The organism is Mycobacterium kyogaense (genome assembly GCF_003254575.1).
Lineage (GTDB): Bacteria > Actinomycetota > Actinomycetes > Mycobacteriales > Mycobacteriaceae > Mycobacterium > Mycobacterium kyogaense.
The window spans coordinates 1-25565 of record NZ_QJUA01000056.1 but is presented as its reverse complement, the minus strand read 5'-3'; the positions used below and the strand labels follow the sequence as shown (position 1 = coordinate 25565).

28 protein-coding genes are annotated in these 25565 nt (G+C 69.7%); 7 read left to right on the top strand and 21 right to left on the bottom strand.

Features of this window, described 5'->3' with window-relative positions:
- Window positions 1–160: 160 nt before the first annotated feature.
- Window positions 161–1459, top strand: a complete 1299-nt coding sequence (locus tag DMB80_RS25255; protein ID WP_111512355.1) for a hypothetical protein — start codon at window positions 161–163, stop codon at window positions 1457–1459.
- Here DMB80_RS25255 and DMB80_RS25250 read toward each other — a convergent pair.
- The 6 genes from DMB80_RS25250 to DMB80_RS25225 are packed head-to-tail and all read right to left on the bottom strand — an operon-like array spanning window position 1430 to window position 5502.
- Window positions 1430–2017 (bottom strand): hypothetical protein, encoded by a 588-nt coding sequence (locus tag DMB80_RS25250; RefSeq protein ID WP_111512354.1) that lies wholly within the window; start codon window positions 2015–2017, stop codon window positions 1430–1432. The genes DMB80_RS25255 and DMB80_RS25250 overlap by 30 nt on opposite strands.
- The gene (locus DMB80_RS25245) at window positions 2014–2574 is read right to left on the bottom strand and encodes a hypothetical protein (protein ID WP_111512353.1); all 561 of its coding nucleotides are present in this window, start codon (window positions 2572–2574) and stop codon (window positions 2014–2016) included. Before DMB80_RS25245 ends, DMB80_RS25250 begins: the two co-directional genes overlap by 4 nt.
- Window positions 2571–3197 carry a hypothetical protein gene (locus DMB80_RS25240; protein ID WP_162938705.1) on the bottom strand — a complete coding sequence of 209 codons (627 nt, stop codon included), beginning with the start codon at window positions 3195–3197 and terminating at the stop codon, window positions 2571–2573. Before DMB80_RS25240 ends, DMB80_RS25245 begins: the two co-directional genes overlap by 4 nt.
- Window positions 3194–4006 carry an exodeoxyribonuclease III gene (locus DMB80_RS25235; RefSeq protein ID WP_111512356.1) on the bottom strand — a complete coding sequence of 271 codons (813 nt, stop codon included), beginning with the start codon at window positions 4004–4006 and terminating at the stop codon, window positions 3194–3196. Before DMB80_RS25235 ends, DMB80_RS25240 begins: the two co-directional genes overlap by 4 nt.
- A gap of 5 nt (window positions 4007–4011) precedes the next feature.
- Window positions 4012–4905 carry an N-acetylglutamate synthase, CG3035 family gene (locus DMB80_RS25230; RefSeq protein WP_111512351.1) on the bottom strand — a complete coding sequence of 298 codons (894 nt, stop codon included), beginning with the start codon at window positions 4903–4905 and terminating at the stop codon, window positions 4012–4014.
- Between the two features lie 3 nt (window positions 4906–4908).
- Window positions 4909–5502, bottom strand: coding sequence for a peptide deformylase (locus DMB80_RS25225; RefSeq protein WP_046364785.1), 594 nt, complete (start codon window positions 5500–5502; stop codon window positions 4909–4911).
- 138 nt (window positions 5503–5640) lie between these two features.
- Between DMB80_RS25225 and DMB80_RS25220 the strand changes: the two genes are divergently transcribed.
- The 5 genes from DMB80_RS25220 to DMB80_RS25200 are packed head-to-tail and all read left to right on the top strand — an operon-like array spanning window position 5641 to window position 8938.
- The gene (locus tag DMB80_RS25220; RefSeq protein ID WP_046364786.1) at window positions 5641–5958 is read left to right on the top strand and encodes a DUF3263 domain-containing protein; all 318 of its coding nucleotides are present in this window, start codon (window positions 5641–5643) and stop codon (window positions 5956–5958) included.
- Between the two features lie 31 nt (window positions 5959–5989).
- Window positions 5990–6448, top strand: coding sequence for a LytR C-terminal domain-containing protein (locus DMB80_RS25215; protein WP_046364787.1), 459 nt, complete (start codon window positions 5990–5992; stop codon window positions 6446–6448).
- A gap of 10 nt (window positions 6449–6458) precedes the next feature.
- Window positions 6459–7181, top strand: a complete 723-nt coding sequence (gene sodC / locus DMB80_RS25210) for a superoxide dismutase[Cu-Zn] (RefSeq protein ID WP_111512350.1) — start codon at window positions 6459–6461, stop codon at window positions 7179–7181.
- A complete protein-coding gene (locus DMB80_RS25205; protein ID WP_111512349.1) occupies window positions 7138–8304 on the top strand; it encodes a glutamate--cysteine ligase in 1167 nt (388 codons plus the stop codon). The genes sodC and DMB80_RS25205 overlap by 44 nt, the downstream gene beginning before the upstream one ends.
- 1 nt (window position 8305) lies before the next feature.
- Window positions 8306–8938, top strand: coding sequence for an LON peptidase substrate-binding domain-containing protein (locus tag DMB80_RS25200; protein WP_111512348.1), 633 nt, complete (start codon window positions 8306–8308; stop codon window positions 8936–8938).
- 7 nt (window positions 8939–8945) lie between these two features.
- Here DMB80_RS25200 and DMB80_RS25195 read toward each other — a convergent pair whose 3' ends face one another.
- The 8 genes from DMB80_RS25195 to DMB80_RS25160 form a co-directional block, all read right to left on the bottom strand.
- Window positions 8946–9656 (bottom strand): SAM-dependent methyltransferase, encoded by a 711-nt coding sequence (locus tag DMB80_RS25195; protein ID WP_111512347.1) that lies wholly within the window; start codon window positions 9654–9656, stop codon window positions 8946–8948.
- The gene (mnhG, locus tag DMB80_RS25190) at window positions 9637–10005 is read right to left on the bottom strand and encodes a monovalent cation/H(+) antiporter subunit G (RefSeq protein WP_111512346.1); all 369 of its coding nucleotides are present in this window, start codon (window positions 10003–10005) and stop codon (window positions 9637–9639) included. The genes DMB80_RS25195 and mnhG overlap by 20 nt, the downstream gene beginning before the upstream one ends.
- On the bottom strand, window positions 10002–10289 hold the full coding sequence (locus DMB80_RS25185) for a monovalent cation/H+ antiporter complex subunit F (protein WP_046364792.1): 288 nt from the start codon (window positions 10287–10289) through the stop codon (window positions 10002–10004). Before DMB80_RS25185 ends, mnhG begins: the two co-directional genes overlap by 4 nt.
- Window positions 10286–10822 (bottom strand): Na+/H+ antiporter subunit E, encoded by a 537-nt coding sequence (locus DMB80_RS25180; RefSeq protein WP_111512345.1) that lies wholly within the window; start codon window positions 10820–10822, stop codon window positions 10286–10288. The genes DMB80_RS25185 and DMB80_RS25180 overlap by 4 nt, the downstream gene beginning before the upstream one ends.
- On the bottom strand, window positions 10819–12435 hold the full coding sequence (locus DMB80_RS25175; RefSeq protein ID WP_111512344.1) for a Na+/H+ antiporter subunit D: 1617 nt from the start codon (window positions 12433–12435) through the stop codon (window positions 10819–10821). The genes DMB80_RS25180 and DMB80_RS25175 overlap by 4 nt, the downstream gene beginning before the upstream one ends.
- On the bottom strand, window positions 12432–12902 hold the full coding sequence (locus tag DMB80_RS25170) for a Na(+)/H(+) antiporter subunit C (RefSeq protein ID WP_111512343.1): 471 nt from the start codon (window positions 12900–12902) through the stop codon (window positions 12432–12434). Before DMB80_RS25170 ends, DMB80_RS25175 begins: the two co-directional genes overlap by 4 nt.
- Window positions 12899–15802, bottom strand: coding sequence for a Na+/H+ antiporter subunit A (locus tag DMB80_RS25165; protein ID WP_111512342.1), 2904 nt, complete (start codon window positions 15800–15802; stop codon window positions 12899–12901). Before DMB80_RS25165 ends, DMB80_RS25170 begins: the two co-directional genes overlap by 4 nt.
- A gap of 80 nt (window positions 15803–15882) precedes the next feature.
- A complete protein-coding gene (locus tag DMB80_RS25160) occupies window positions 15883–16566 on the bottom strand; it encodes a potassium channel family protein (protein WP_046364797.1) in 684 nt (227 codons plus the stop codon).
- 55 nt (window positions 16567–16621) lie between these two features.
- Between DMB80_RS25160 and DMB80_RS25155 the strand changes: the two genes are divergently transcribed.
- Window positions 16622–18118, top strand: a complete 1497-nt coding sequence (locus DMB80_RS25155; protein WP_111512341.1) for a potassium/proton antiporter — start codon at window positions 16622–16624, stop codon at window positions 18116–18118.
- Between the two features lies 1 nt (window position 18119).
- On the opposite strand, the gene DMB80_RS25150 is transcribed toward DMB80_RS25155, so the two are convergent.
- The 7 genes from DMB80_RS25150 to DMB80_RS25120 all read right to left on the bottom strand — a co-directional run.
- On the bottom strand, window positions 18120–18830 hold the full coding sequence (locus tag DMB80_RS25150; protein WP_111512340.1) for a hypothetical protein: 711 nt from the start codon (window positions 18828–18830) through the stop codon (window positions 18120–18122).
- 105 nt (window positions 18831–18935) lie between these two features.
- Window positions 18936–21119, bottom strand: a complete 2184-nt coding sequence (locus DMB80_RS25145; protein ID WP_111512339.1) for an AAA family ATPase — start codon at window positions 21117–21119, stop codon at window positions 18936–18938.
- Window position 21120: 1 nt separating this feature from the next.
- Window positions 21121–21981, bottom strand: coding sequence for a CDP-diacylglycerol--serine O-phosphatidyltransferase (gene pssA / locus DMB80_RS25140; protein WP_111512338.1), 861 nt, complete (start codon window positions 21979–21981; stop codon window positions 21121–21123).
- The gene (locus tag DMB80_RS25135) at window positions 21978–22694 is read right to left on the bottom strand and encodes a phosphatidylserine decarboxylase (protein ID WP_111512337.1); all 717 of its coding nucleotides are present in this window, start codon (window positions 22692–22694) and stop codon (window positions 21978–21980) included. Before DMB80_RS25135 ends, pssA begins: the two co-directional genes overlap by 4 nt.
- Window positions 22695–22722: 28 nt before the next feature.
- Window positions 22723–23925, bottom strand: a complete 1203-nt coding sequence (gene moeA / locus DMB80_RS25130) for a molybdopterin molybdotransferase MoeA (protein ID WP_111512336.1) — start codon at window positions 23923–23925, stop codon at window positions 22723–22725.
- Window positions 23925–24842, bottom strand: a complete 918-nt coding sequence (locus DMB80_RS25125) for an SDR family NAD(P)-dependent oxidoreductase (protein ID WP_111512335.1) — start codon at window positions 24840–24842, stop codon at window positions 23925–23927. Before DMB80_RS25125 ends, moeA begins: the two co-directional genes overlap by 1 nt.
- A 4-nt stretch (window positions 24843–24846) precedes the next feature.
- Window positions 24847–25565: thiamine pyrophosphate-dependent enzyme (locus DMB80_RS25120; RefSeq protein ID WP_240431382.1), on the bottom strand; the 719-nt coding region annotated here is incomplete at its 5' end.

Here is a 25565-nt window from a genome sequence, read left to right as displayed (position 1 = left end):
CCGTCCAACTTTTCACCCTCGCTACCAGCAAACCCACTAACGACGGCCAACCGGCCATCACCAAGCGCGCACGCTCACGTGAGGCAACGACCACCCCTACGCGCGCATCTTGACGTGAGGCAACAGGCCGACATCAGGGCGCGCCGATTAGAGTGCGCCCATGCTCACCATCGCGCGGCGGACCGCCGGGTTGTGGTGGCGCACGTGGCCCCGGCTCGTCGCCCTGTACGTCACCGGCTGGTTCGTCCGGTACTGGGTGCTGCAGTTCGCGATCTCCGTCGGCATCGACCACGGCGAGCTATGGGGCTCACTCATCATGGCCGTCGTCCCGATCGTGCGACTGCTGACCTACCTGGGGATGTTCCTGGTCATCCGCTCGGAGACAGCCGCTCTCCAGCACCTCGAGGGCGGCGGGACAGCGGCGCCACGGGGCGTCATCGACCTGACGCTGACCGCCGTCCTACCCTTCCTCGTCATCTACACACTGTGGAAGCTGGTGGTCGCGGACTTCTACGTCTACTTCACGACCGTCAACATCACGACCGTCTACGAGGGCACGCAGGACCGCGTGGCGGCAGTGGTCAACCACACCGCCGGCGCACCGCTGATCACCGTGATCGTCATCGCCTTCCTGTTGCGCCAGCTCATCACCCGCTTCCGCGACCGGCTGCCCTCGGCGATGATGCTGCTGGCTGTCTACTTTCAGGTGCTGTGGTTGTTCTTGACCATCCAGGCCTCGTTCGCGGCGCTGTTCGGTACCGCCGACTGGATCGCGCAACGGCGAATCGTCGTGTGGTACAGCGGTATTCGTGAAGAGGTGCTGTCGCACCTGGGCGCGCTCGGCCGATTCTACGAGTCCCTGACCGCCGCGCTGGGGCCGCTGGCCCAGGTCGTCGCGCTCTCGCTGGCGTGGCTGGCCATCGCCGCCGCGGTCTACGGCACCCCACTGACACCGACCTGGCAGGGCGGCCGGCGGGCCTTTCTCGGCCACCGGGGCGACGTCGCCGCGGCCCGCGCGATCGACCGCGGCCGAAAGACCCTGCAGCCGCGCTGGCACCGGGTGCCCGCGACGGTGCAGGAGCGGGTGGTCGAATTCCTGCGCGGCCAGCTCGGCATGTTCGGCCCGATCGTCGACGCCGGCCGGCTGATCCTGCATGGCGGAGCACTGCCCATCGCGTTCTTCGTGCTGGTCTACACCGGACTGGTCGTGCTCGCCCCGGGCAACGCCTACTTCGATCCGACCGTCACCGACGGCTACCTCTTCCGCGCCGTCGCGGTCGCCCTCGGCCCGCACGAATGGGCGTGGTGGCAGGCCTTCGACGACACGATCCGGCTGGTCATCGACGCCGTCATCGACCCGATTCGCATCTGCCTGGTGGCCGCGACGTACTGGTTCTGCGTCGACCAGGTCCGCGCCCAGCAGGCCGCGTCAGGTCTGGAATCTGACCACCAGCGGTGATTCGTCGTAACTGGTGAACACGGGCGCGTTCGCCTCGTCGTCGTCCGTGTCGTCGTCTGTCCCCGGCGTCGGCCTCTCGCCCGGCTGCAACAGCACCTCCACCGCGCCGATCGCGACGCCGTCGGGCACGTACATGGCCACCAGCAGCGGGCCGTCCTGACTGCAGACCGTCGTGTAGTGCTGCTGGTAGGCGAACCGGAACACCGACATGTCGGTCGCCGTCGTCGTCCAGCGCCGCGGCCCCTCGACCATCGACGCCGTGCAGAACTGGAATCCTTCTGGCAATCCCGCCGGCCGACCGTCACGTTCGCGATCCAGGACATAGCTCGCGAGGCGGCCGCCGGCCGGTGGCTCACCGGGGGAGGGGAGCTGCACCGGCGTCAGCCGCCACCGCAGCCCGAACACGTCGGCCCACTGCCCGGCCGCCACCGTCTGCACCGGTCGGGTGTATCCGAGCTGACGCGCCCACTGCCTGTACGTCACGGTGCCGCCGATCCCCGCCACCAGCACCGCGATCACGATGAACGCCCACCAGTTCGACCGCAGCCAGCGCCTCATGACGCCGCCTTGTCGAGGTCCAGCTGCGGCAGCGCCTCACCGGGCACCTGCAGCGGCACCGCGATCGCCGAATCCAGCGGCGCGGGCATCGGATTCCCGTACCGGTCGGCGGTCTTGTTGTACACCAGCAACTCCGCCGATGTCGGCACCGCGGGCACCTCGAACGCGACGACGTTGCGCTGCGTCAGCCCCGGCGGGTTGCGCGCGAACCCGCTCAACGGCGACGTGAACCGCCGCCCGTCCGCGGTCAGCTCGAACACCGGCGATTCCGCCGAGAGCAGCGGTTCGTAACTCAAGGCGACGACGAGCCACGCGCCGTCGGTCGACATACGCACCGGCACACCGTCGTTGGTGAAGGTCACCACACGTGCCAGCTGCACGTCGTGCACCGTCACAGCCAGATTGCGGCCCTCGACGTGCTCGCCCACCGCGCCGGTGACCTCGATCGGCGCCCAGGACTGCATCTTGGTGGGCAGCTGCAGCCACAGCCAGGTGGCTGCCGCCAACATCGCCGCCGCGGCCAACACCCGCGCCACGGGTAGGAGCCGGCGGGTCACCGGTACACCTGCGGGGTCAGGGCGAGATCGCCGTACTCCGAGGCGTTCCCGCTGAAGTCCTCGGCGATCCGGAACGTCGAGATGAAGGTCGACATCTTCGGCAGACGGACGTTGATCTGCGGCGCAGCGGCCAGCTCAGCGGCAGGCACCGCCCAGACGAAGCGGTAGTCGGTGGTGAACCCGGGTTCCACCGTCGGCATCGGCTGCCCGTCGCGCAGCCGCACCGCCGTCTTGAAATAGGCCGGGATGCCGGTGATGCCGATGACGCCGGTGATCGCCGACGGACGTGGCCCCGCGCAGTCCGCGTCGGTGCCGATGACGGGTAACGAGTTCGGCAGGGAGACAGACCGATCCGCGACGCTCTCGACTGTCGCGTCGACGGTGAGGAAGCGGCACTGCTCGGTGAGTGCGCGCAAGCCGGCAACCTCGGCGGGCAGCGCCGCCGCCCGTACGGTGATCCGGAGGGGCCCGTCGTCGTAGGCCTGCCCCAGCGTCAGGGGCGTCACCCGGTCGGCGGTGGCCAGACCGCCGAAGGCCGCCGTCGCGCCGATCACGATCAGTGCAGCCACCCATTTGAGCCGGCCCAATGACATTCGGCGCCAGGGCGACTCGGTGGGCGTCATGACGCCAACGTCACCACGACCGGGGCGTGATCACTGGGCGATTTGACGCGATCCTTGCCGGTCTTGCGTTCGTCGCGTGCGATCTCGGCATGCTCGACGCGAGTGGCCAGCGCCGGTGAGCCGAGGATGAAATCGATACGCATGCCGCGGTTCTTGGGGAAGCGCAGCTGCGTGTAGTCCCAGTAGGTGAAGACGTCCGGCCCTGGTGTGAACGGCCGCACCACGTCGGAGTATCCGGCGTCGACGACGGCGTCGAACGCGGCCCGTTCCGGTGGGGTGACATGGGTGCTGCCCACATAGGCCTCGACACTCCACACGTCGTCGTCGGTCGGTGCGATGTTCCAGTCGCCGACCAGGGAGATCTGTGCCGATGGATCGTCGGCCAGCCAGGCCGACGCGGAACGGCGAAGTGCCGCAAGCCATTCCAGCTTGTAGTGGTAGTGCGGGTCGTCGACCATGCGGCCGTTGGGGACGTAGAGGCTCCAGACCCGCACCCCGCCGCACGTCGCACCGAGCGCACGCGCTTCGGCGGCAGCGGCCGGCCCGTCACCCCACGTCGGCTGACCGTCGAAGCCCACCGCGACGTCGTCGATGCCGACACGCGAGGCGATGGCCACCCCGTTCCACTGACTGAACCCGCAGTGCACCACCTCGTACCCGAGCGCGGCGAACGGCATCGTCGGGAACTGCTCGTCGGAGCACTTCGTCTCTTGCATCGCGAGCACGTCGACATCGGCACGTTCGAGCCAGTCGGTGACCCGATCGACCCGCGCGCGAATCGAATTGACGTTCCACGTCGCCAACCGCATACCGTTCACAGTAAGTCCTCGGCGCGTACATAGCGGGAACGATGGTGCAGGGTGAAGCCCATCTGTTCGTACAGGCGGCGTGCGCCCTCGTTGTCGCTGACCACCTGCACATAGGCCCGCGTCGCGCCGCGCTCGCCGGCCCACCCGAGCAGTCCCGCGCACAACCGACGGGCCAGACCCTGGCGGCGGGCCGATTCGACGACGTGCACCGCGGACACGCCGGCCCAGCGGGTCCCGTCCGGCGCCTCGGTGATCGCCACCCGGCCCACGGCCGCGTCCGCCAGCGCACCGAACCCGACCTCGCCGTCCACCACCGCGGTCAGCACGGGCGGCGGTACGTCGCGCTCGTAGAGCGTGAGCCAACGCTCGTCGGGAACTGCGGACACCATGACCTCACCGGCCGGGCCCGGTTCGACCTCCGCCGTCATGACCAGGTTCTCGGCGTCGGTGGGCACCCCGTCGGGGATGCGGAACAGCCGATCGGGTGCCGATATCACGGCGGGAAGTCCACGGGCGGCGTAGTGGCCGGCCATCGCCACGATCTCGGCATGCGAGGTGAAGTGCAGCGGCACAGCGGAATTGGCGCGCCGGGTGGCACCCCCGCCGAAACGCAGGAACCAGCCGTCCAGCCACTGCTGCTCGGTGCCGGGCCAGGCCAGCGCGGCCGCGTGCTCGAGGTTGCGGATCGCACCCACGCGTACCGGCTGCTCCGGGACCACCCGGAACGCGACGACGTCGTCACCGGGGATCGTGACGACCTCGCCGTGGCGGGTGCGGACGGACACCGCCGGCTCGACCTGTTCGACGTGACCGATCACATCGGTGAACGGTCGCGCCTCATCCGCCGGAAGCCGATAGCGCAGGCTCACCCGCGCGCCGAGAGGCGGCAGCTGCGGCACGGCTCAGTGACCGAACGGATCGGGGTCCTTGCCGGGCAACCAGGTCAAACCGGGCACGCCCCAGCCATGCGACTTCACCGCCCGCTTCGCGCTGCGGGCATTGCGGCCCACCAGACGGTCGAGATACAGGAAGCCGTCCAGATGCCCGGTCTCGTGCTGCAACATGCGGGCGAACAAGTCCTCGCCCTCCAGCGTGATCGGCGTGCCGTCGGCGTCCAGACCCGTCACCCGCGCCCAGGACGCACGCCCGGTCGGGAAGGACTCGCCGGGCACCGACAGGCAGCCCTCGTCGTCGTCCTCGGGGTCGGGCATCGTCTCGGGGACCTCGGAGGTCTCCAGCACCGGGTTGACGACCACTCCGCGCCGACGCACCGTCTTACCGCGCGCGTCGGCGCAGTCGTAGACGAACACCCGCTTGGCGACGCCGATCTGGTTGGCGGCCAAGCCGACTCCGTTGGCGGCGTCCATGGTGTCGTAGAGATCGGTGATGAGATCGGCGAGATCGGCGGGCAGAGACCCGTCGTCGCCGACGGGGATCGGCTCGGTGGCGGTGTGGAGAACCGGGTCCCCCACGATGCAGATCGGTCGGACAGCCATGCCCGAAAGCTTAAGGTGGCACGCGCGGGCCCCGACTCGCGGTCATTGATGACGATGTCCGTGACCGAGCCGTGATTGAATACGACCTGCAAACCACACTGATGTCATTTCGACCGTTGGAAGGGTCCAAGAGGCTATATGGACGGCGCGATCGTGCGGACTGACAAGTCAGGGGACTCCGCAGACGGCGCTGAACCCGCCGACGGTCTGACCCGTCGAGAACACGACATTTTGGCGTTCGAGCGCCAGTGGTGGAAGTACGCCGGATCCAAGGAAGACGCCATCAAGGAGCTCTTCTCGATGTCGGCGACCCGCTACTACCAGGTGCTCAACGCGCTGGTGGACCGGCCGGAAGCGTTGGCGGCCGATCCGATGCTGGTCAAGCGACTGCGCAGGCTGCGTGCGAGCCGGCAGAAGGCGCGCGCGGCGCGGCGCCTCGGCTTCGACGTGACCTGAGGCCGTCGGCGAGCCGATACAGTAGGCGCCGATGAACCAGCGAGAATCCTCAGGACTGCCCCTGCGGGCCATGGTGATGGTCCTGCTGTTCCTCGGCGTGGTGTTCCTGCTCGTGGCCTTCCAGTCGATGGGCGGCAGCGACGACGACTCCGGTAGCGACTCGATCGCGACGTCGATCACGAGCACACCCACCACGCCGTCGACCACTGCGCCGCCGGCGAAGGCCGACGTGCGGGTCTTCAACATCTCCAACACCGAAGGGGCGGCGCAGGGCACCGCCGATCGGCTGCGCGAGGCCGGCTGGAACGTGACGGAGACGGGCAACCTCACCCTGCCCGACACGACGGTCACCACAGTGTTCTTCAGCGACGCCGCCGGTGAGCAGCAGGCCGCCGAAGAGGTCGGCCGATTGCTCGAAGCGCCGGTGGCGCCGCGGTTGCCGGAGCTGACAGAGCAGCCACCAGGCGTGATCGTCGCGGTCACCGGCTAGGCTCTTGCACATGCTGAGGACCGTCGCCGCCGCCACCTTGTTCGCAGCGCCCGCACTTGCGTTGGCCGCCTGTTCGCCCCCGGGAGACGTGCCCACCGATGCACCGGGCACCACACCCCCGGTGTGGACCGGTTCGCCGTCGCCGTCGTCGTCCGCCGGTGAGGGCGGCTCCGGCGAGGGCGGTTCCGGTGAGGGGCAGGCCCAGGCCGCCGGCGGGGAGACCCTGAAGGCCGACCTCAAGACCGCCGACGGCACCACGGTCGCCACCGCCGACATCGCGTTCTCCGGCGGATACGCCACCGTCACCGTGCAGACCTCGGCGACCAGCCAGCTCACCCCCGGCTTCCACGGCCTGCACATCCATTCGGTGGGTAAGTGCGAAGCGAACTCGGTCGCGCCGACCGGTGGGGCCCCCGCGAACTTCAACTCCGCGGGCGGACACCTCCAGGTGCCGGGCCACAGCGGGCATCCCGCCAGCGGCGACCTCGCCTCGCTGCAGGTGCGTGAAGACGGCTCGGCCAAGCTGATCACCACCACCGACGCCTTCACCGCCGACCAGCTGCTCGACGGCGCCGGCACCTCGATCATCATCCACGAGAAGGCCGACAACTTCGCCAACATCCCGCCGGAGCGCTACAGCCAGGTCAACGGCGCACCGCCGCCGGATCAGACCACCCTGGCGACCGGCGATGCCGGAGCTCGGGTGGCGTGCGGTGTCATCACTCGGGGCTGATCGACGGCCCGGCAGCCGCATCGATTTCGCCGGGTCCGCCCGGCCCACCCTCGGTGTCGAGTGGGAGTTCGCCCTCGTCGACGCGCAGACGCGCGACCTGAGCAACGAAGCTGCCTCGGTGATCGCCGAAGTCGGCGAGAACCCGCACGTGCACAAGGAATTGCTGCGCAACACCATCGAGGTCGTCACCGGGATCTGTGACACCGTGCCCGAGGCGATGGACGATCTGCGCGCCACGCTGCGCCCGGTGCGCGACGTCGTGCGCGACCGCGGCATGGAGCTGTTCTGCGCAGGCACCCACCCGTTCGCGAAGTGGTCCGCGCAGAAGCTGACCGACGCGCCCCGTTACGCCGAGCTGATCAAACGCACCCAGTGGTGGGGACGGCAGATGCTGATCTGGGGCGTGCACGTCCACGTCGGAATCTCCTCGGCCCACAAGGTGATGCCGATCATCACCTCACTGCTCGACTACTACCCGCACCTGCTCGCGTTGTCGGCGTCGTCACCGTTCTGGGACGGTGAGGACACCGGTTATGCCAGCAACCGCGCGATGATGTTCCAGCAGCTGCCGACCGCGGGTCTGCCGTTCCACTTCCAGGAGTGGCGCGAGTTCGAAGGATTCGTCGCCGATCAGAAGAAGACCGGCATCATCGACCACATGAACGAGATCCGTTGGGACATCAGGCCTTCCCCGCATCTCGGAACCGTGGAGGTGCGCATCTTCGACGGGGTGTCCAACCTCAAGGAGCTCTCGGCGCTGGTCGCGCTCACGCACTGTCTCATCGTCGATCTCGACCGCCGCCTCGACGCCGGGGAGACGCTGCCGGTGATGCCGCCGTGGCACGTGCAGGAGAACAAGTGGCGTGCCGCGCGCTACGGGCTCGACGCCATCATCATCCTCGATGCCGACAGCAACGAGCGGTTGGTCACCGAGGATCTCGACGAGCAGCTCGAGCGGCTGACGCCCGTGGCCCGATCCCTGGGCTGCGTCGACGAACTCGCCTCGGTCGCCGACATCTACCGCGACGGCGCGTCCTACCAACGTCAACGCCGGATCGCCGAGGAGGCCGACGGCGACCTGCGCGCCGTCGTCGACGGGTTGATCGCCGAGTTGGTGATCTGACGTGCCGACGATTCCGATGTTTCCGCTCGAGGTGGCCATGCTGCCCGGAGAAACGTTGCCGCTGAAGATCTTCGAGCCGCGGTACTTGGCGCTGGTGCAGGCGTGCCTGGCCGCGCAGGACCCCGCGTTCGGGGTCGTGCTGATCGCCGCCGGGCGGGAGGTCGGCGGCGGCGACAGCCGCAGTGACGTCGGCACCGTCGCGCACATCACCGAACACCGGGACCTCGGTGCGGGTCAGTACGTGATGAAATGCGCGATGCGGGAACGGTTCCGGGTTCTCGAATGGTTACCCGACGCACCGTATCCGCGGGCCGTGATCGAGCTGTGGCCCGACGAGCCGGGTGCCGCGGTGACCGCGGACGCGATCCGGGACATCGAGGACCGGATGGTCGCGCTGTTCGAGCGGATCGCCGCCGCGCGCGGCGCCGAGGTCAACGCACGCGACATCGTGGTCGGTGCGGACGACTCCGGCGACGCCGCACTGTGGCTGTACGCCTTGACCGCTCGGCTGCCGATGGGACAGGCCGACCGGTACTCGGTGCTCGCCGCGCCGACGGTGGCCGACCGGGTGACCGCGCTCTCCGAAGCGGTCGACACCGTGACCGCGATGGTGGAGTTCCAGCTCTCGGAGTGAGCCTGCGCTACAGCAGGATGCCGTGCAGGAAGTCGTAGGCGGGTGGGTCGTCGCCGGCCCGGTGGTAGCGCCGCATGGCCTCGCCGGCGCCGGTCGACCGCACATCCCACCGGTGGCAACACAACCACTGCGCCACTTCGGGCCCCACGACCTCCACGCCGAGGTGGCTGCCTCGCGCGCTGTAGAGCGCGACCTGCTCCAGCAGCGTGTCCCGGGCGTCGTCTCCCAGGTCGGGCAGCAGGCTCTCCAGCAGCCAGACCGTCGGCTCGTTGTGGTCGAAACCGGCCTCCCGCAACGCCTTCGGCCAGTCATCGGTCACCGCGGCGGGCACCGGCATGTACTTGGCGCCCAGCTGCGCATCGGAGGCGTCCATGGTCTTGGTCTTGTGCGCCAACACCGTCGGCTCGTCGACGTCGAAGATCACGGCGTCGCTGAGCCACGGCAGGCGCCACGCCCGGGTGTCCAGGCCGGCGCCGAGCACCACCACCTGCGAAATGCCCGCGGCGCCGGCGGCCAGGACGTAGTCGTCGAACCACTTGGTGCGCGCCGCGGAGTAACCCGGCCCCGCCGCAGGCAGGTCGACCTGCCCGGCGCCGGCCAGCAGCAGATGCGCATACGGATCGGTGAACAACGGATGGTCCGCCTCGGTCTCGGCGGCGCGGACCGCGGCGACACTCAGAGCTGTGCGACCCTGCAGGTCATCGCTGGGGCGCATCATGGTCGCCGGGTTCCCGATCGTCGGCGAATTCATGCATCTCGTCGGTTGTCATCAGATCGTCGCGGATGTTCTGCTCCCGGTAGGCGAGTTGGCCCACCCTGTTGGCGATCACCGGGGCGGTGATCGCGGTGAACAACCCGGTCAGGATCAGCATGCCGACGTCGACCTGACCGCGCAGCCGCAGCGCCGCGCCGATCAGCACCAGCAGCAGCCCCAGCACCTGAGGCTTGGTGGCCGCATGCATCCGGGACAGTGTGTCGGGGAAGCGAACCACACCTATCGCTGCGGTCAGCGCGAGCGCGGATCCGCTGAGAATCAGTACGGCGGCGGCGATATCGAATCCGTTCACCGGGCCGGCCCCTTCTCCGCCGGGTCGGCGACGTCGGGCACGCGGAACCGGGCGACGCTGACCGAGCCGACGAACGTGATGAGCGCCAGCGCGGTCAGGCTGTAGGTGACCGTGGTGTCCAGACTGAACGCCGCCCACGTGCCGATCGCACACATCGCGACCGCCACCAGGGTGTCCAGCGCCACCAACCGGTCCAGCGTGGTCGGGCCCATCAGCATGCGGAGCATCGTCGCCAGCGCGGCGGCCGACAGCATGGCTCCCGCGGCGATCCAGACGACCGTCATGACGAGACCTCCTTCTCTGCCACGGGCCGCCAGTCCGACTCTCGTTCGAAGGAGGCGACCAAGAGCTTCTGCAGACTGTCCACCTGCCGGTAGAAGCGTTGCACCGTGCGCTCATTGCCGACGTCGAGCACGTGCACGTAGATCATCCGGCGCGGCTGATCGATCTCGAGCACGATGGTGCCCGGCGTCAGGTTGATGATGTTGACCGCCAGCACCAGAACGAGATCCGACTTGAGCGCGAGGTGCGCCCGCAGCACCGCGGTCAGCGGCGGCGGTCCGGGTTTGAGCGCCAAAGCCGCCACCTGCACGGAAGAACTCAGCAGTCGGAAGATGATCGTGAAGACCAGCCGCACCAGCGGGATCGGGTGCAGCCGGCCCTCGACGGGCACCGGCGGCAACGGCAGCAGCAGCGTGATCACCAGCGCGACCAGCAGGCCGGACAGGATGTTGGCCGCAGACACCGTGCCCCACAGCAGAACCCACACCAGGATCAGCCAGCACACCATCCAGATGCGCAGCGCGATCGTCCTCATGGATTGACACCCCCCAGCACCGCGCTGATGTACTGCCCGCGGTCCAGCACCTCGGCGGCCGCCCGCTCGCTGTAGGCGAAGATCGGCCCGGCCGCGACGGTCAGGGCCAACCCGACCGCGATCAGCGCACCCGTCGGTATCAGCATGCCGATCGGCATCTTGCCGACGTCGTCACGGTCGACGAACTCGATGTCGGCATCCTCGGGGCTGTCCAGTAGCGCGGTCGGCGCACCACCGGACAGATGGCCTTCCGGGGCGTCCTTGCGGGACCGCCAGAACGCCTTGGTCCAGACCCGGGCGATGACGTAGAGGGTGAGCAGGCTGGTGATCACGCTGCCCGCCACCAGCATCCACGCCAGGACCGAGCCCGACTCCGAGCCTGCCTCCAGCAACGCCACCTTGCCGATGAACCCCGAGAAGGGCGGGATGCCACCGAGGTTGAGGGCCGGGACGACGAACACGAACGCCAGCACCGGGCTCGCCGCGGCCAGCCCGCCGAGGCGCTCCAGTGTCGAGGCACCTGCCTGACGTTCGATCAGACCGACGACGAGGAACAGCGTGGTCTGCACCAGGATGTGGTGGGCGACGTAGTAGATCGCGCCCGACATCCCGAGCTGGTTGGACAGCGCGATACCGAACACCATGTAGCCGATGTGGCTGACCAGGGTGAAGGACAGCAGACGCTTGATGTCGCTCTGGGCGATCGCGCCGAGGATGCCCATCAGCATCGTGGCCAGGCCGGCGACCAGCAGCACGTTGTCCAGGGCGCCGCCGGGGAAGAGCAGTGAATGCGCCCGGATGATCGCGTACACACCGACTTTGGTCAGCAGGCCGGCGAAGACGGCGGTGACGGGAGCCGGCGCGGTGGGGTAGGAGTCGGGCAGCCACGTCGACAGCGGGAACACCGCGGCCTTGATGCCGAACGCGACGAGCAGCACCGCGAACAGTGCGGTGCGCGTGCCTTCGGAGACGCCGTCGAGCCGCACCGACAGCTCCGCCATGTTCAACGTGCCCGTGGTCGCGTACACCAGCGCGATGCCGAACAGGAACACCAGCGACGACACCATCGACACCATCACGTACGAGATGCCTGCGCGGACGCGCTCCCGGCTGGCGCCGATCGTCAAGAGCACGAAGCTCGCGTTGAGCAGAACCTCGAAACCGACGAAGAGGTTGAACAGGTCACCGGCCAGGAACGCCATGAACACGCCCGCCGACAGCACCAGATAGGTGGGCAGGAAGATCGACACCGGCTGGCGGCCGTCGCCGTCGCGCACGCCCTGCCCGATCGCGTAGAACACGACCGCGAGCAGCACGATCGACGAGACGACGAGCATCAGCGCGGAGAGCCGGTCGACGACGAGCGTGATGCCGAGGGGCCCCATCCCCGGCTCGGTGGGCCCCCACCCGCCGACCTGCAGTGCGATCGTGCCGTCGCGGTCGGCGAGGTAGACGAGCACCGCCGACACCGCGAGTACGGCACTGAGCGCGATCACCGCGATGACGCGTTGCAGCCGAGGCTTCCGGCCCGCGAGCAGCGTGACGGCCGCGGCCAGCATCGGGATCAACACCGGCAGCGGGGTGAACACCGCCGCGAGATGAGCCGGGATCATCGGGACCCCTCGTAACCGGGCAGCGCGTCCAGTTCGTCGGGCAGATCGGTGTCGCGGGTGCGATCCGGTTCCAGCCGGCCCTCGAGCTCCTCGCCCACCTCGGTGCCAGACTGCTGCGACACGCGAATGTCCTCGGGATCGTTGCTGACCTCTTCGCGGGTGTTCAACCGGTAGGAGCGGTAGGTCAGCGCCAGCACGAACGCCGCCACGCCCATCGTGATCACGATCGCGGTCAGGATCAGGCCCTGCGCCAGCGGATCAGCGGTCGTGGTGTTGTCTCCGCTGGTGCGGCCACGGACCGGCGGATTGCCCGCGGAGCCGCCCACCGACAGCAGCAGCAGGTTGATCGCATTACCGATCAGCAGCAGCCCCAGCAGCATCCGGGTCAGATGCCGTTCCAGCAGCAGGTACACCCCGGCGGTGGTCAGGCCACCGATCATCACCAGCGAGATCACGTACGTCGTCATGACTGCCTCGCCCTGTCCGTGCGTCGGGCCATCTCGCCGATCTCGTCGTCGATCTGCGCGCCCAGGCTGCGCAGAACGTCGAGCACCAGGCCGACCACGATCAGGTACACCCCCATGTCGAAGAACAGAGCGGTGACGAACTTGACCGTGCCCAGCACCGGGACGTCGACCTGGATGAGCGCCGACGACAACACCGGAGCGCCCAGGAGCAGCGACGCGGCGGCGGTGCCCGCCGACAGCGCCAGACCTGCGCCCAAGATCTTGCCGGCGTCCAGCGGCAGCGCTTCGCCGAGTTCGTAGCGGCCGCCGGCCAGATACCGCAGAACCAGCGCGAGCCCGGCCATCAAACCGCCCGCGAAGCCGCCACCCGGAGTGTTGTGGCCCGCGAAGAAGAAGTACGCCGACAGCACCATCATCACCGGGAAGATCAGCCGTGTCGCGACCTCCAGGACCAGTGAACGGTTGCGTGGGTCGCGCAGTTCGCTGCCCCGCAGCCACGTCACCTCGCCGGCGGCCGGGCTGTTGTGCGAGTACACCGCGAGTCTGCCGATGTCGGGCTGCCCGGCATCCGCCACCCGCGGCGCCGCCCCGAAGCGGCGGTTGCGGAAGACCATCGACGCCACCCCGGTGGCCGCCACCAGCAGCACCGAGATCTCCCCGAGGGTGTCCCAGGCGCGGATGTCGACGAGCAGCACGTTGACGGTGTTCGCGCCGTGGCCGCGCAGATACGCCGCGTCGGGCAGCAGCTCGGCGATCGGCCGACCCGACCGGGCGGCCATCGCGAACGCGGCCAGCACGGTCACCGCGGCGCCGACCGCGACGGCCAACGCGGCCCGGGGAACACGGAAGCGACGGATGTCCGCGCCGCCGGTCTCGGCGGGCAGCACGCGTAACACGAGCACGAACACCACCAGCGTCACGGTCTCGACCAGGAACTGGGTCAACGCCAGATCGGGCGCACCGTGGAACGCGAAGATGACGCCGCAGCCGTAGCCGGTCACCCCGACCAGCAGGACAGCGGCCAACCTGTTGCGCATCACGCACGCGGCAACTGCGGCCGCCAGCATCACCGCGCCCACGACCGCCTGCGGGGCTGATTCCCACAGCGCGAAGTCGGGGCGATCGCGGGCGCCGAGCGCGAGCACCGCCAGAGGGAGGACGACCAGCGTGGTCAGGATGACCGACTGGGTGGCCGGTATGGAGCCGCGCTGGGTGACCGCGGTCAGCCGCACCGACAACACGTCGGCGCCGCGCAACGCGGCGTCGTAGATGCGGTCGGCGTTGGCCAGCGGCAGGAAACCGAGCCGGGCGCGCCGCATCCGGCTGCGACCCGCGTACATCGCGGTACCGGTCACGAGCACCAACACCGACAGCAGCAGCGGAAGGTTCACCCCGTGCCACAGCGCCAGGTGGTAGTCGGCCTCGTAGCCGCCGGGGTCGGGCACCTGATCGGCGTAGTCGCTGAGCACGTGGTCGAGCCCGGTCGGCCAGACCCCGAACGCCAGCCCGGCCGTGGCCAAGATCGCCGGCGGGAGCAAGAACGGCGTCTCCGGGCGGTGCATCTCCTGCACCCGCGTGCTCGGCTGCGGCAGACCCTTGCGCCCGAACGCGCCGAACACGAAACGCAGGCTGTAGGCGGTCGTCAGCACCGAACCGCACACGATCCCGGCCAGCACGAACGGCGCGGCAGCACCCAGCGTCGGGCTGTGCAGCACGGTCTCGAAGTCGGCCTCCTTGGCGACGAACCCGAGGAACGGCGGCAGCGCCGCCATGCTGGCCGCCGCGGCGCACCCGATGACGAGTAGCGGTTTACTGCGGTCGCCGAGCCACGCGAGCCGGCGGATGTCGCGGGTGCCGGTGGCGTGGTCGATGATCCCGACGACCATGAACAGCGTCGCCTTGAACAGCGCGTGCGCACACAGCATCGCCAGCCCGGCGAGCATCATCTCGCTGCCGCCGGCGCCGACCATCAACGTGATGAAGCCGAGCTGGCTGACCGTGCCGAACGCGAGGATCAATTTCAGGTCGTACTCGCGCAGCGCTCGCCAGCCGGCCAGCAGCATGGTCAGCAGGCCCAGCCCCACCACCGTCGGACGCCACTCGGGGGAGTCGGAGAACCCCGGCGTCAGCCGTGCGATCAGGTAGACACCGGCCTTGACCATCGCGGCGGCGTGCAGATACGCGCTGACCGGGGTGGGTGCCGCCATCGCGCCGGGCAGCCAGAAGTGCAGCGGCACGATCGCCGACTTCGACAGGGTGCCGATGAGGACCAGCACGATCGCCACCGAGGCGGCCACCCCGGTGGGCGGATTCGCGACCAGTTCGGAGAGCAGGAACGTGCCGGCGCGGTTGCCCAGGATCACGATCCCGACCAGCATCGCCAACCCGCCGAACGTCGTCACCAACAGCGCCTGCGTGGCCGCGCGGCGACTCATGGCGCGTTCGGCGTAGTGGCCGACCAGCAGGAACGACAGGACGGTCGTCGTCTCCCAGAACACGTAGAGGACCAACATGTTGTCGCTGGTCACCAGGCCGAACATGGCGCCGGAGAACGCGACCAGCTCCGCGGCGAAGCTCGGCAGCCGCTTCTCGGTATGCCCGTCGTGGTGGTGGAAGTAGTCGGCGCAGTAGAACAGCACCAGCGCGCCGATGCCCAGCACGAGCACGCTCATGATCGCGGCGAGCGCGTCGAAGCGCAGCGTGATGTCCATCGACAGGCCGGGCACCCATGAGACGGTCAGCCCCTGCGCCGGGCCGCGGCCCGGCCAATGTCCGGCGACCCAGACCAGAGAGCCGAGCGGGACAAGCGCGAGCGGATAGAACGCGCGACGACCGAAACGGTGGACGAGAACGGGCGCCAACAGGGTGGCCACTGCGTGCGCAGTGAGGATGGCGAGCATGGCTCCGTTTCGTCGTGATCGGCGGGGCCCCAGTCTACGGGGCGCACGTCACGCGCTCGTGTCCGCGCTCTGCGGCCCCCTCAGCGTCCGGTGACCATAACCTCGATGCGATCCTCGCCGTCCGGCCCGCACACGAACAGGATCTCGTCGCCGTCGCGCAACACGTCCGCGGCCTCCGGAACGATCAGCCGGTTCCCCCGCAGCACCGTCACCAGAGCACTGTCCCGCGGCATGGCCAGATCGCCGACCCGCCGCCCGACCAGCGGGCTGCCCGCCGGCAGCGTGAACGACGCGACGTTCGCGCTGCCCTCCCCCCGCAGTTCCCGGGGACCGCGGCCCAGCGCCATCAACCGCACGATGTGGCCGACGTCGATCGCGCCCTCGACGGCGGCGACCATCGCCACCGGCGTCGACACCGCCACGTCGATGCCCCACCCGTCGGTGAACAACCACTCGTTGCGGGCGTCGTTGATGCGGGCCACCACCCGCGGAATGCCGAATTCGCTCTTCGCGAGCAGGGCCATCGCGAGGTTCGCCTTGTCATCACCGGTCGCGGCGATCGCGACGTCGCAGATGTGCATCTCGGCCTCCTCGAGGGAGGACACCTCGCAGGCGTCGGCCAGGAACCACTCCGCACCCGGCACCGTGGCCGGTTCGTACCGGTGGAACTCCTTTTCGATGAGCAACACCTTGTGGCCGTAGTCGACCAGTTCCTGGGCCACCGAGCGGCCCACCGCCCCGGCCCCGGCGATCGCGATCCGCATGGACACGACTGTGCTGATTTACTGACTGCGACACAAGTGCTGCAGCGAGGGAACAGTGACACTGCACGAGCTGTATGTGGCGCTGTTCATCGGGGGCCTGGTGCTGCTGGCGAGCATCGCCGCCACCAGACTGGCCACCGGAGCCGGCTTACCGAGCCTGCTGTTGTTCCTCGGCGTCGGCGTGCTGGTCGGCGAGGACGGCCTCGGTCTGGCCTTCGACAACGCCCAGCTGGCCCAGGATCTGGGCACCGCGGCGTTGGGCGTGATCCTCGTCGAGGGCGGTCTGACCACGCGATTCGCCGACATCCGCAAGGTGCTGGCGCCCGCCAGCGTGCTCGCGACGGTCGGCGTTCTCGTCAGCACGCTAATCACCGCCCTGGCCGCGCATCTCCTGCTCGGCATGTCCTGGCAGCTGGCGCTGCTGCTCGGAGCGATCGTGTCGAGCACCGACGCCGCGGCCGTGTTCTCGGTGCTGCGGGTCGTCCCGCTGCCGCGCCGTCTCGGCGGCCTGCTGGAAGCCGAGTCCGGATTCAACGACGCGCCCGCGGTGATCCTGGTGCTGCTGTTCAGCGTCACCCCGCTGGTGCTCGAGCCCGTCACGGTGGCCGGGACGCTCGTCTACGAGCTGGCGATCGGCGCGCTGATCGGGCTCGGGTGCGGGTTCTTCGGCGCGATGGCGTTGCGCCGCACCGCGCTGCCCGCTGCCGGTCTCTACCCGTTGGCGACGTTCGGGCTGGGCATGCTGGCGTTCGCGGCCGCCGGCTCGGCGCACGCGAGCGGATTCCTGGCCGCCTATCTCGCCAGCGTGGTGCTCGCCAATTCCGGTCTGCCACACCGCTCGGCCACCCGCTCCTTCGCCGAGGGGTCGGGCTGGTTGGCGCAGATCGGGCTGTTCGTGATCCTCGGTCTGCTGGTCTCGCCCGCCGAGTTGCTCGACGAGCTGGTGCCCGCGATCGTGATCGGCCTGGTGCTGCTGGTGCTGGCCCGGCCGGTGTCGGTCATCGTGTCGCTGATCGGTTTCCGGGTGGCCTGGCGCGAGCAGGCGTTCCTGTCCTACGCCGGGTTGCGCGGTGCCGTGCCCATCGTGCTCGCGACGTATCCGATCGTGGCAGGGGTGCCCGACAGCGGACGGCTGCTCAACATCGTGTTCATCCTCGTCGTGGTGTTCACCCTGGTGCAGGGGCCGAGCCTGCGGCGGGTCGCCGAGTGGCTCGACCTGATTCCGCGCGACACCACCCGCGAGATCCAGGTCGACGCCGCACCGCTCGACGTGCTGGGCGCCGAGCTGATGACGATGACGGTCGCGCCGGGATCGCGGTTGCACAACGTCACGGTTCTCGAGTTGCGGCTCCCCGATCCGAGCGTGATCACGTTGATCATCCGCGACGGCCGCGCGTTCGTGCCGGAACCGTTGACCCGGCTGCAGATCGGCGACGAGGTGATGATCGTGACGACGACGGCGACGCGGGACGAGGCGGAGCGCCGACTGCGTGCGGTCAGCCGCCGCGGAAAGCTCGCCTACTGGTTCGACGAGTACGGCGAGCCGGGGTAGATCAAACGCTATCGGTGCTGCTCGCCGTCGCGGCTCTCTCGGCCCTCTGCGCCTTGCGTGCCTCGCGCGCCTCCCGGCGTTGCTCGCGCTTCGCGGCGTTTTCGGCGCGCATGTCCGCCCTCTTCTCGGCGCGCTCGGTCTTCTTCGCCTGCCACTGTGTGGCGACGGAGTCGCGGTTCGGGACCGTTGTGTCGTCGGCGCTGGTCACTTCGAGCGGGTCGCGGTCCGGCACCGTCAGCGGGAAGCCCTTCCGCGGTGAATCGGCGTCTTCCCAGCGGGCTGGCCTGTCCAGCGGCGGCCGATCGATCGCGATCGCCTCGGTGTTGCCGCTCAGCGAGAGCTCATCGATGACGACGAACAGTCCCGAAAGAGCCACGTCGAAGGCGAAGTCGCCGACATTGCGGAGCAGCCCCTCGCCTCGCAGCACATCTGTCCCGTTGAACACCGCACTGGCAGAAACACTTTCGATCAGGTTCAGGCCGATATAGAGCTGTTTGCCGAGGTAGCCGAGGCTGTTCAAGGCGGGTGTGGCGCCGCGGCGGATCAAGACGGTGAGATCGATGAAGGCGTCGTCGATCTGGTCGGTGACGGCGGCCAGTTGGACGGCGGGGGCCGAATACACCGGCGCGGCTCGTTCCACCGGCGCTGCCGGCGCTACCGGTATGACCATGACGGTGGCCCCCACCACCGCGGCCGCCGATGTCAGGCTCATTCTCCGAACGACACTCATGATGGGACCCCCTCGCCCTGTGAGCTGCCTCACAGGAGACGGTAAGCCTCTAGCATGGCAAAGGCAAGAGGGAGTTATCGACGCACTTCAGCGTGCGTCGGCGAACGCCCGCAGCGACGCGACCTGCGCCGCGTCCAGCGACGGGCGCACCGCCTCGCGGGCCGCAGCCACGTCGGCAGCGGTCACGTCGGCGGCGTCGATCGAACGGCGCATCGCCGTCAGTGCGGCCTCGCGCAGCAGCGCCACACAGTCCGCCGCGCTATACCCGTCGAGCTCGGCGGCGAGCGCATCGAGGTCGACCGCGTCTGCACCGTCTGTGGCCAGCGGCACCGACTTGCCCGCCGTGCGAAGAATCTGCGCCCGCGCCTCCGCGTCGGGCGGTTCGACGAACACCAGCTTCTCCAGCCGGCCGGGCCGCAGCAGCGCGGGATCGATCAGATCTGGGCGGTTCGTCGCACCCAGCACCACCACGTCGCGCAGCGGCTCGATCCCGTCCAGCTCGGTGAGCAGCGCGGCCACCACGCGATCGGTCACCCCGGAGTCGAAGCTCTGACCGCGTCGCGGCGCCATCGCGTCGATCTCGTCGAGGAACACCAGCGATGGTGCGGAATCCCTTGCCCGGCGGAACAATTCGCGGACCGCCTTCTCCGAGGACCCGACCCACTTGTCCATCAGCTCAGCGCCTTTGACCGCATGCACGCTCAGCCGTCCCGAACTCGCCAGCGCGCGAACCACATACGTCTTGCCGCAGCCGGGCGGCCCGTACAGCAGCACGCCGCGCGGCGGCTCCACCCCCAGCCGGGCGAACGTGTCGGGATGCTGCAGCGGCCACAGCACCGCCTCGGTGAGCGCCTGCTTGGTGGCCACCATGTCGCCGACGTCGTCGAGCGTGACCGAGCCGACCGAGATCTCCTCGGCTGCCGACCGGGACAGCGGCCGGATGACGCCCAGCGCCCCGACGAGATCCTCCTGCCGCAACTCGGGTGCGGCATCGCTGTCACTGGCCCGCGCCGCCGCCCGCAACGCGGCCTCCCGCACCAGCGCGGCCAGATCGGCGACTACGAAACCCGGTGTGCGCTCGGCGATCTCCTTCAGATCGAGGTCGGTTGCCGGCACGTCGCGCAGCAGGACCTCGAGCAACTGTTCGCGCACGCCCGCGTCGGGCAGGCTCAAGCCCAGCTCGCGGTCGCACAGGTCCGGGGCGCGCAGCCGAGGATCGACGGCGTCGGGTGCCCCGGATGTCGCGATGAACGCCACACCGGAAGTGGCCACCGCTGAACGCAATTCGGCGAGGATGAGAGTCGCCACCGGCTCCGGCGGGACGGGCAGCAACGTGTCGACATCGGTGATGAGGAGTACGCCGCCGCCGTCGCGCACCGAGCGGACTGCCGAGGCGACGGTGGACAGCCGATCCTCGGCACGCAGTGAGCCCACCTCGGGTCCGTCGAGTTCGACCAGGCGCCGGCCGCTGCACACCGTCCTGACCAACCGGGCCTTGCCGACGCCGGCGGGCCCGGAGACGAGAACGCCGAGATTCGCGCTGGCGCCGAGGGTGTGCAGTAACTCGGGCTGATCCAGGGCGAGCTTGAGCCATTCGGCCAGCCGACCCGCCTGCGTGTGGGCACCCTTGAGGTCGTCGATAGTCGAGGTGGGCGCGGCCGACACCGGCCGCGTCTCCGTCGCCGGCGTGGGCACCGACCCGTTCTGCGCGGTGCCGCTGGAGGAGCCCCAGCAGACCAGCGAGTTCGGTTGCACGCTCACCGGTCCCGCGGGATCGACCTCGGTGACAGTCAGCAACTCCGAGGTCCACACGATGCCGACCGACGCCGCCAACGCGGCCGTCGCCGCCGAGGTCGATGTGCCCGGTCCCAGGTCGCGCGGCAGCAGCGATACGGTGTCACCGACCGTCATCACCTTGCCCAGCAGCGCCTGTCGCAGAGTGGCCGGGGTGATCGAGCGGCTCGCCAGATTGGACCCGGTCAGCGTCACCGACCGGGCCCCGTACACGGTGGCGGCCGCGACGAGCACCGGGGTGTCCTCCCGCAGTCCGGCGTTGCTCAGCGTGACGTCGTCGAGGAGCGCGGTGCCGGCAGGGACGCCGTCGGGCGCGGTGCCGACCACCGCGGCGGTGGTGCGCGATCCCGTCAACGACACCGCATCCCACTCACGAATGCCCAGCGCGGCAATCGCTTCCGGGTGCAGCCGGACCACGCCGCGGCGGGAGTCCAGCGCCGAGGTGTTCAACCGCGCGGTCAGCGTCAGCTGGGCCATGTCAGCTCCGGGGTGGTCGGCGCAGGCCCAGGCGCATCATCGAGCGACGGTGCGGCTGTGCGCGCCGGATCGCCCGCCTTGCGGCCCGCTGCTGCCGCGGCTTGTCGTCCCACACCTCAGGGTGAGCGGCCAAGAAGCGCCGGGTCCGCATCGCGAACGGGATGTGCAGCAGGTAGCCGATGACGATCAGCAGAATCACGACGTAGCCGTACAGGATCGACGCAGCGACGCCGATGGCGAGCAGTGCCAGCAGCGGTGCGACCGCGTTCGGGGGTACGGAGAACGTGTGGATCTTGCGCATCGGCAGCGTGCTGACCACGAGCAGCGACACCACGATCATCCAGATCACCACTGCCGGTTCGGATGTCCACCACCCATCGCCGAACTGCATTTTCGCTGCCAGCGGTGCGATGGCGACGATCGCGCCGGCCGGGGCGGGCATGCCGACGAAGAACTTCTTCTCGTAGTCCGGCTGGTCGAGGTCCAGCATCGCGTTGAACCGGGCCAACCGCAGCACGATGCACACCGCGTACAGCAGCACCACGATCCAGCCCACCCGCGAATGCGACAACAGCGTGCCGTAGACGATGAAGGCCGGTGCCACACCGAAATTCACCGCGTCGGCCAGGGAGTCGATCTCCTCGCCCATCCGCGACGTGGCGTTCAGGGCTCGCGCGGTGCGGCCGTCGAGGGCGTCCAGGATGGCGGCGATGGCCAGGAACGCCATCGCCTCGGTGGGCCGATCGTCGAGCGCGAACTTCACCGCACTCAGACCCAGGCAGATGGCGGCGACCGTCATCGCGCTGGGCAGGATCTTGGCGCTGACCACCGGCGCCTTCAGCCGCGGCTTGCGTGGCTTCATCGCAGTTCGGCCGGCGGGGGCAGTTCGGCCAGCACGGTTTCGCCTGCCAGGGTGCGCTGGCCCACCGAGACCAGCACCCGGGACCCGGCGGGCAGGTAGGTGTCCAGCCGCGAGCCGTACCGGATCAGGCCGTAGGTGTCGCCGATGCCGATCGGCTCACCCGGGGAGACGTTGCACACGATGCGGCGGGCCAGCAGACCGGCGATCTGCACGGCGATCACCTGCTGGCCCTCCGGGGTGCGGATCACCACGCTGTTGCGCTCGTTGTCCGCGCTGGCGGCTTCCAGTTCGGCCGAGACGAACAGGCCGGGGCGATGCAGCACGGTCACCACCTCGCCGCCGACGGGCGCGCGCTGCACGTGGGCGTCCAGCAGCGACAGGAAGATGCTGATCCGCGGCAACGGCTCGGCGGGCAGCCCGAGTTCGCTCGGCGGCACCTCTTCGCCGACCAGACAGATCAGCCCGTCGGCGGGGGCGACGACGACGCCGGGGCGCGTCGGTGGGGTGCGGGGCGGATGCCGGAAAAAGGCGGCGTTGGCGGCGGCGGAGGTCAGGCCGGCGCGACGGACGAAGCGGTTCCGGCGTCCGACCAATGCCACGGCCAGGCTGGCGCCGACGAACGGCAGGCCTGCGGGATGCATCGGGGGAACGGACGTGCGGATCAGCGCCGCCAGCCGCGCGGGGCCTGTCTTGAGGTCGGGGCGTCTGGCCATCGTGGGGCCAATAGTACGGTGGCGCTCCCTAGCGCAGGTCCCACACCTGCACGCGACTTCCCGACGCCACCTCGGAGGTGTCCTCGTCGATCTCCAGCAGGCAGTTCGCCGAGGCCAGCCAGCGCAGGTGATGCGACGCGGGCGGCCCGTAGCTGGTGACCGTGTCGGTGACCGGGTCCAGCACTCCGCGCCGGAACTGCCGCTTTCCGCGCGGGGAGGTGAGGTCTTCGGTGAGCATCGCGGTGCGACGCGGCCGCTCCGGCTGCGACAGTCCCATCGCGGTCCGCAGCGCGGGCCGGACGAACACCTCGAACGAGACCAGCGCGCTGACCGGATTGCCCGGCAGCGTGACGGCTGGAGTTCCGTCGATCGCGCCGGCACCCTGCGGCATCCCGGGCTGCATCGCGACCTTGACGAACTCGACCCCGCCGGACGGACCGCTCAGAGCGTCTTTGACCACCTCGTATGCGCCGGCGCTGACCCCACCTGTGGTCAGGATCAGGTCCGCCTGACCGGCGTGGGCGCGCAGCGTCGCCCGGAAGGCGTCGACGTCGTCACCGGTGGTGGGGGAGGCGACCACGTCGGCGCCGGCATCGCGGACCGCGGCGGCCAGCATCACGCCGTTGGATTCGTAGATCTGCCCCGGGGCCAGCTCCGTGCCCGGCGCCACCAGCTCGGTGCCCGTCGAGACGACCAGCACCCGCTGGCGCGGCGTGACGGTCAAGGTCTGCAGGCCGAGCGCTGCGGCCAGGCCGAGGGCCGCCGGCGTCAGCACCTGGCCGGCCTGCAGGACCGTGGTGCCGGCGGTGACGTCTTCGCCCGCGCGCCGGATGTGCTGGGTCTCGCGCGCCGCGGCGCGGATCGTCACCGTGTCGGTGGCGCCGTCGGTGGCCTCCACCGGGACCACCGCGGTCGCCCCGTGGGGCAGCGGCGCTCCGGTCATGATGCGGTGCGCGGTGCCGGGCTGCAGGGTCGGGATGTCTGTGCGGCCGGCGGGAATGTCCTCGGCGACGGGCAGACGTACCGGGGTGGCGTCCGAGGCTGTCGCGACGTCGGCGGCCAGCACCGCGTATCCGTCCATCGCCGAGTTGTCGAAGCCGGGCAGCGACAGCGGTGCCACCACCTCCTCGGCGAGCACCAGGCCCAGCGCGTCGGCCAGCGGCAGCGCCTCGGGCGGCCGGGCGGTGATCAGCGATCCGACCAGCCTGCGGTGCTCATCGACACTGCGCATCAGACCGGGTAGCTCACGCCTGTGAGCTCCTCGGACACTGCCCACAGCCGCTGTTGGATCGCGACGTCGTGTGACTTGCGAGTGGACTGCACGAGCACCGGGTGCCCGACGAGCTCGCGGAAACCGGAGGGCCCGTAGTACTGGCCCCCGCGCACCTGTGGATCGGTGGCCGCGCGCAGCGTGGCCAGCGCACCCACGGCCGGACTGTTGGTCACCAGGCCGGCCAGTGCCGAGAAGCCGGGGAGGCCCGAGCCCGGGACGTGGCGCATCAGCTCGGTGTTCGAGATGCCCGGGTGGGCGGCCACGGCGATCGTCTTCGCGCCGGCGGCGGCGAGCCGGCGCTGCAGCTCGTAGGTGAACATCAGGTTCGCGAGTTTGGACTGGCCGTACGCCGCGACCCGGTTGTAGCCGCGCTCCCACTGCAGATCGTCGAAGTGGATGTCGGCCTGGATGTTGTGGGCGATGCTCGCGACCACCACGACCCGGGATCCCTCGACGGAGAGCAGATGGTCGAGCAGCAGCCCGGTGAGCGCGAAGTGCCCGAGGTGGTTGGTGCCGAACTGCAGCTCGAAGCCGTCGGCGGTGACCTGCTTGGGCGGATACATCACCCCGGCGTTGTCGAGCAGCAGATCGATCGTCGGGTGGGCTGTGCGCAGCGCCTCGGCGGCGGCGCGCACGCTGGCCAGTGAGGTCAGATCCAGCTCCTGGACCTCGACCTGAGCGCCGGCGTGCGCCTGGCGGATTCGGTCGGCGGCCTGGTTGCCTTTGGCCAGGTCGCGCACGGCGAGCACCACCCGGGCGCCGCGGCCGGCGAGGACGGTGGCGGCTTCGTAGCCGATGCCTGAGTTCGCGCCGGTGACGACGGCGACGCGGCCGGACTGGTCGGGGACGTCGGATGCGGTCCATTTCGCGCTCATGGCATCACCCTAGGGGGTTGGCTGGTGCCCTCACGCCGTAGTCGAACACCCGGGTCATCTCGCCCACCCCCGCAGTGGCCGGGGTCATGTCCAAGGGGTCGAGGTGAACCTGGATGAGCGTGAAGCGCTGCGAGGCCCCGGCGGCGTCGAACGCGGCCGACAGCTCGGCCCCGGTCCGGCAGGAGCGCAGCAGCACCGTGTCCTCGTCGGCCCCGAACGCCCGCGGCAGTTCGGTGTAGCGCCATGCGGCGACGTCGTTGTAGGGGCTGCGGACGCCCATGATCGCGCGCTCGATGGTGTAGCCGCCGTTGTCGAGCAGCACGATGATCGGAGTCAGCCCCAGGCGCAGGATCGTCGAGAGTTCCTGCGCGGTCACCTGGAACGAGCCGTCACCGACGCACAGCACGTGCCGCCGCTGCGGAGCGGCCAGTGCCGCCCCGAGCAGCGCGGGTAGCGCGTAGCCGATCGACCCCCAGCTGGTCTGGTTCACGTAGTGCAGCCCGTGGGGCAACCGCAGCCCGGAGGTGTTCTGACCGGAGGTGCCGGTCTCGGCGACCAGGACGTCGTCGGGCCTCAGGAATCCCGCCAACGCGTCGAAGAAGCTGCGTTGGGTCAGGGGCTCGTCGGGGGACGGGGCGGCCGGTGGTGCGGTGTTCGGCGCGGGCGGTGCGGGGGCCGGCGCGCGGCCCGACACCGCCGCCAGGACGTCGGCTGTGTCGGTGC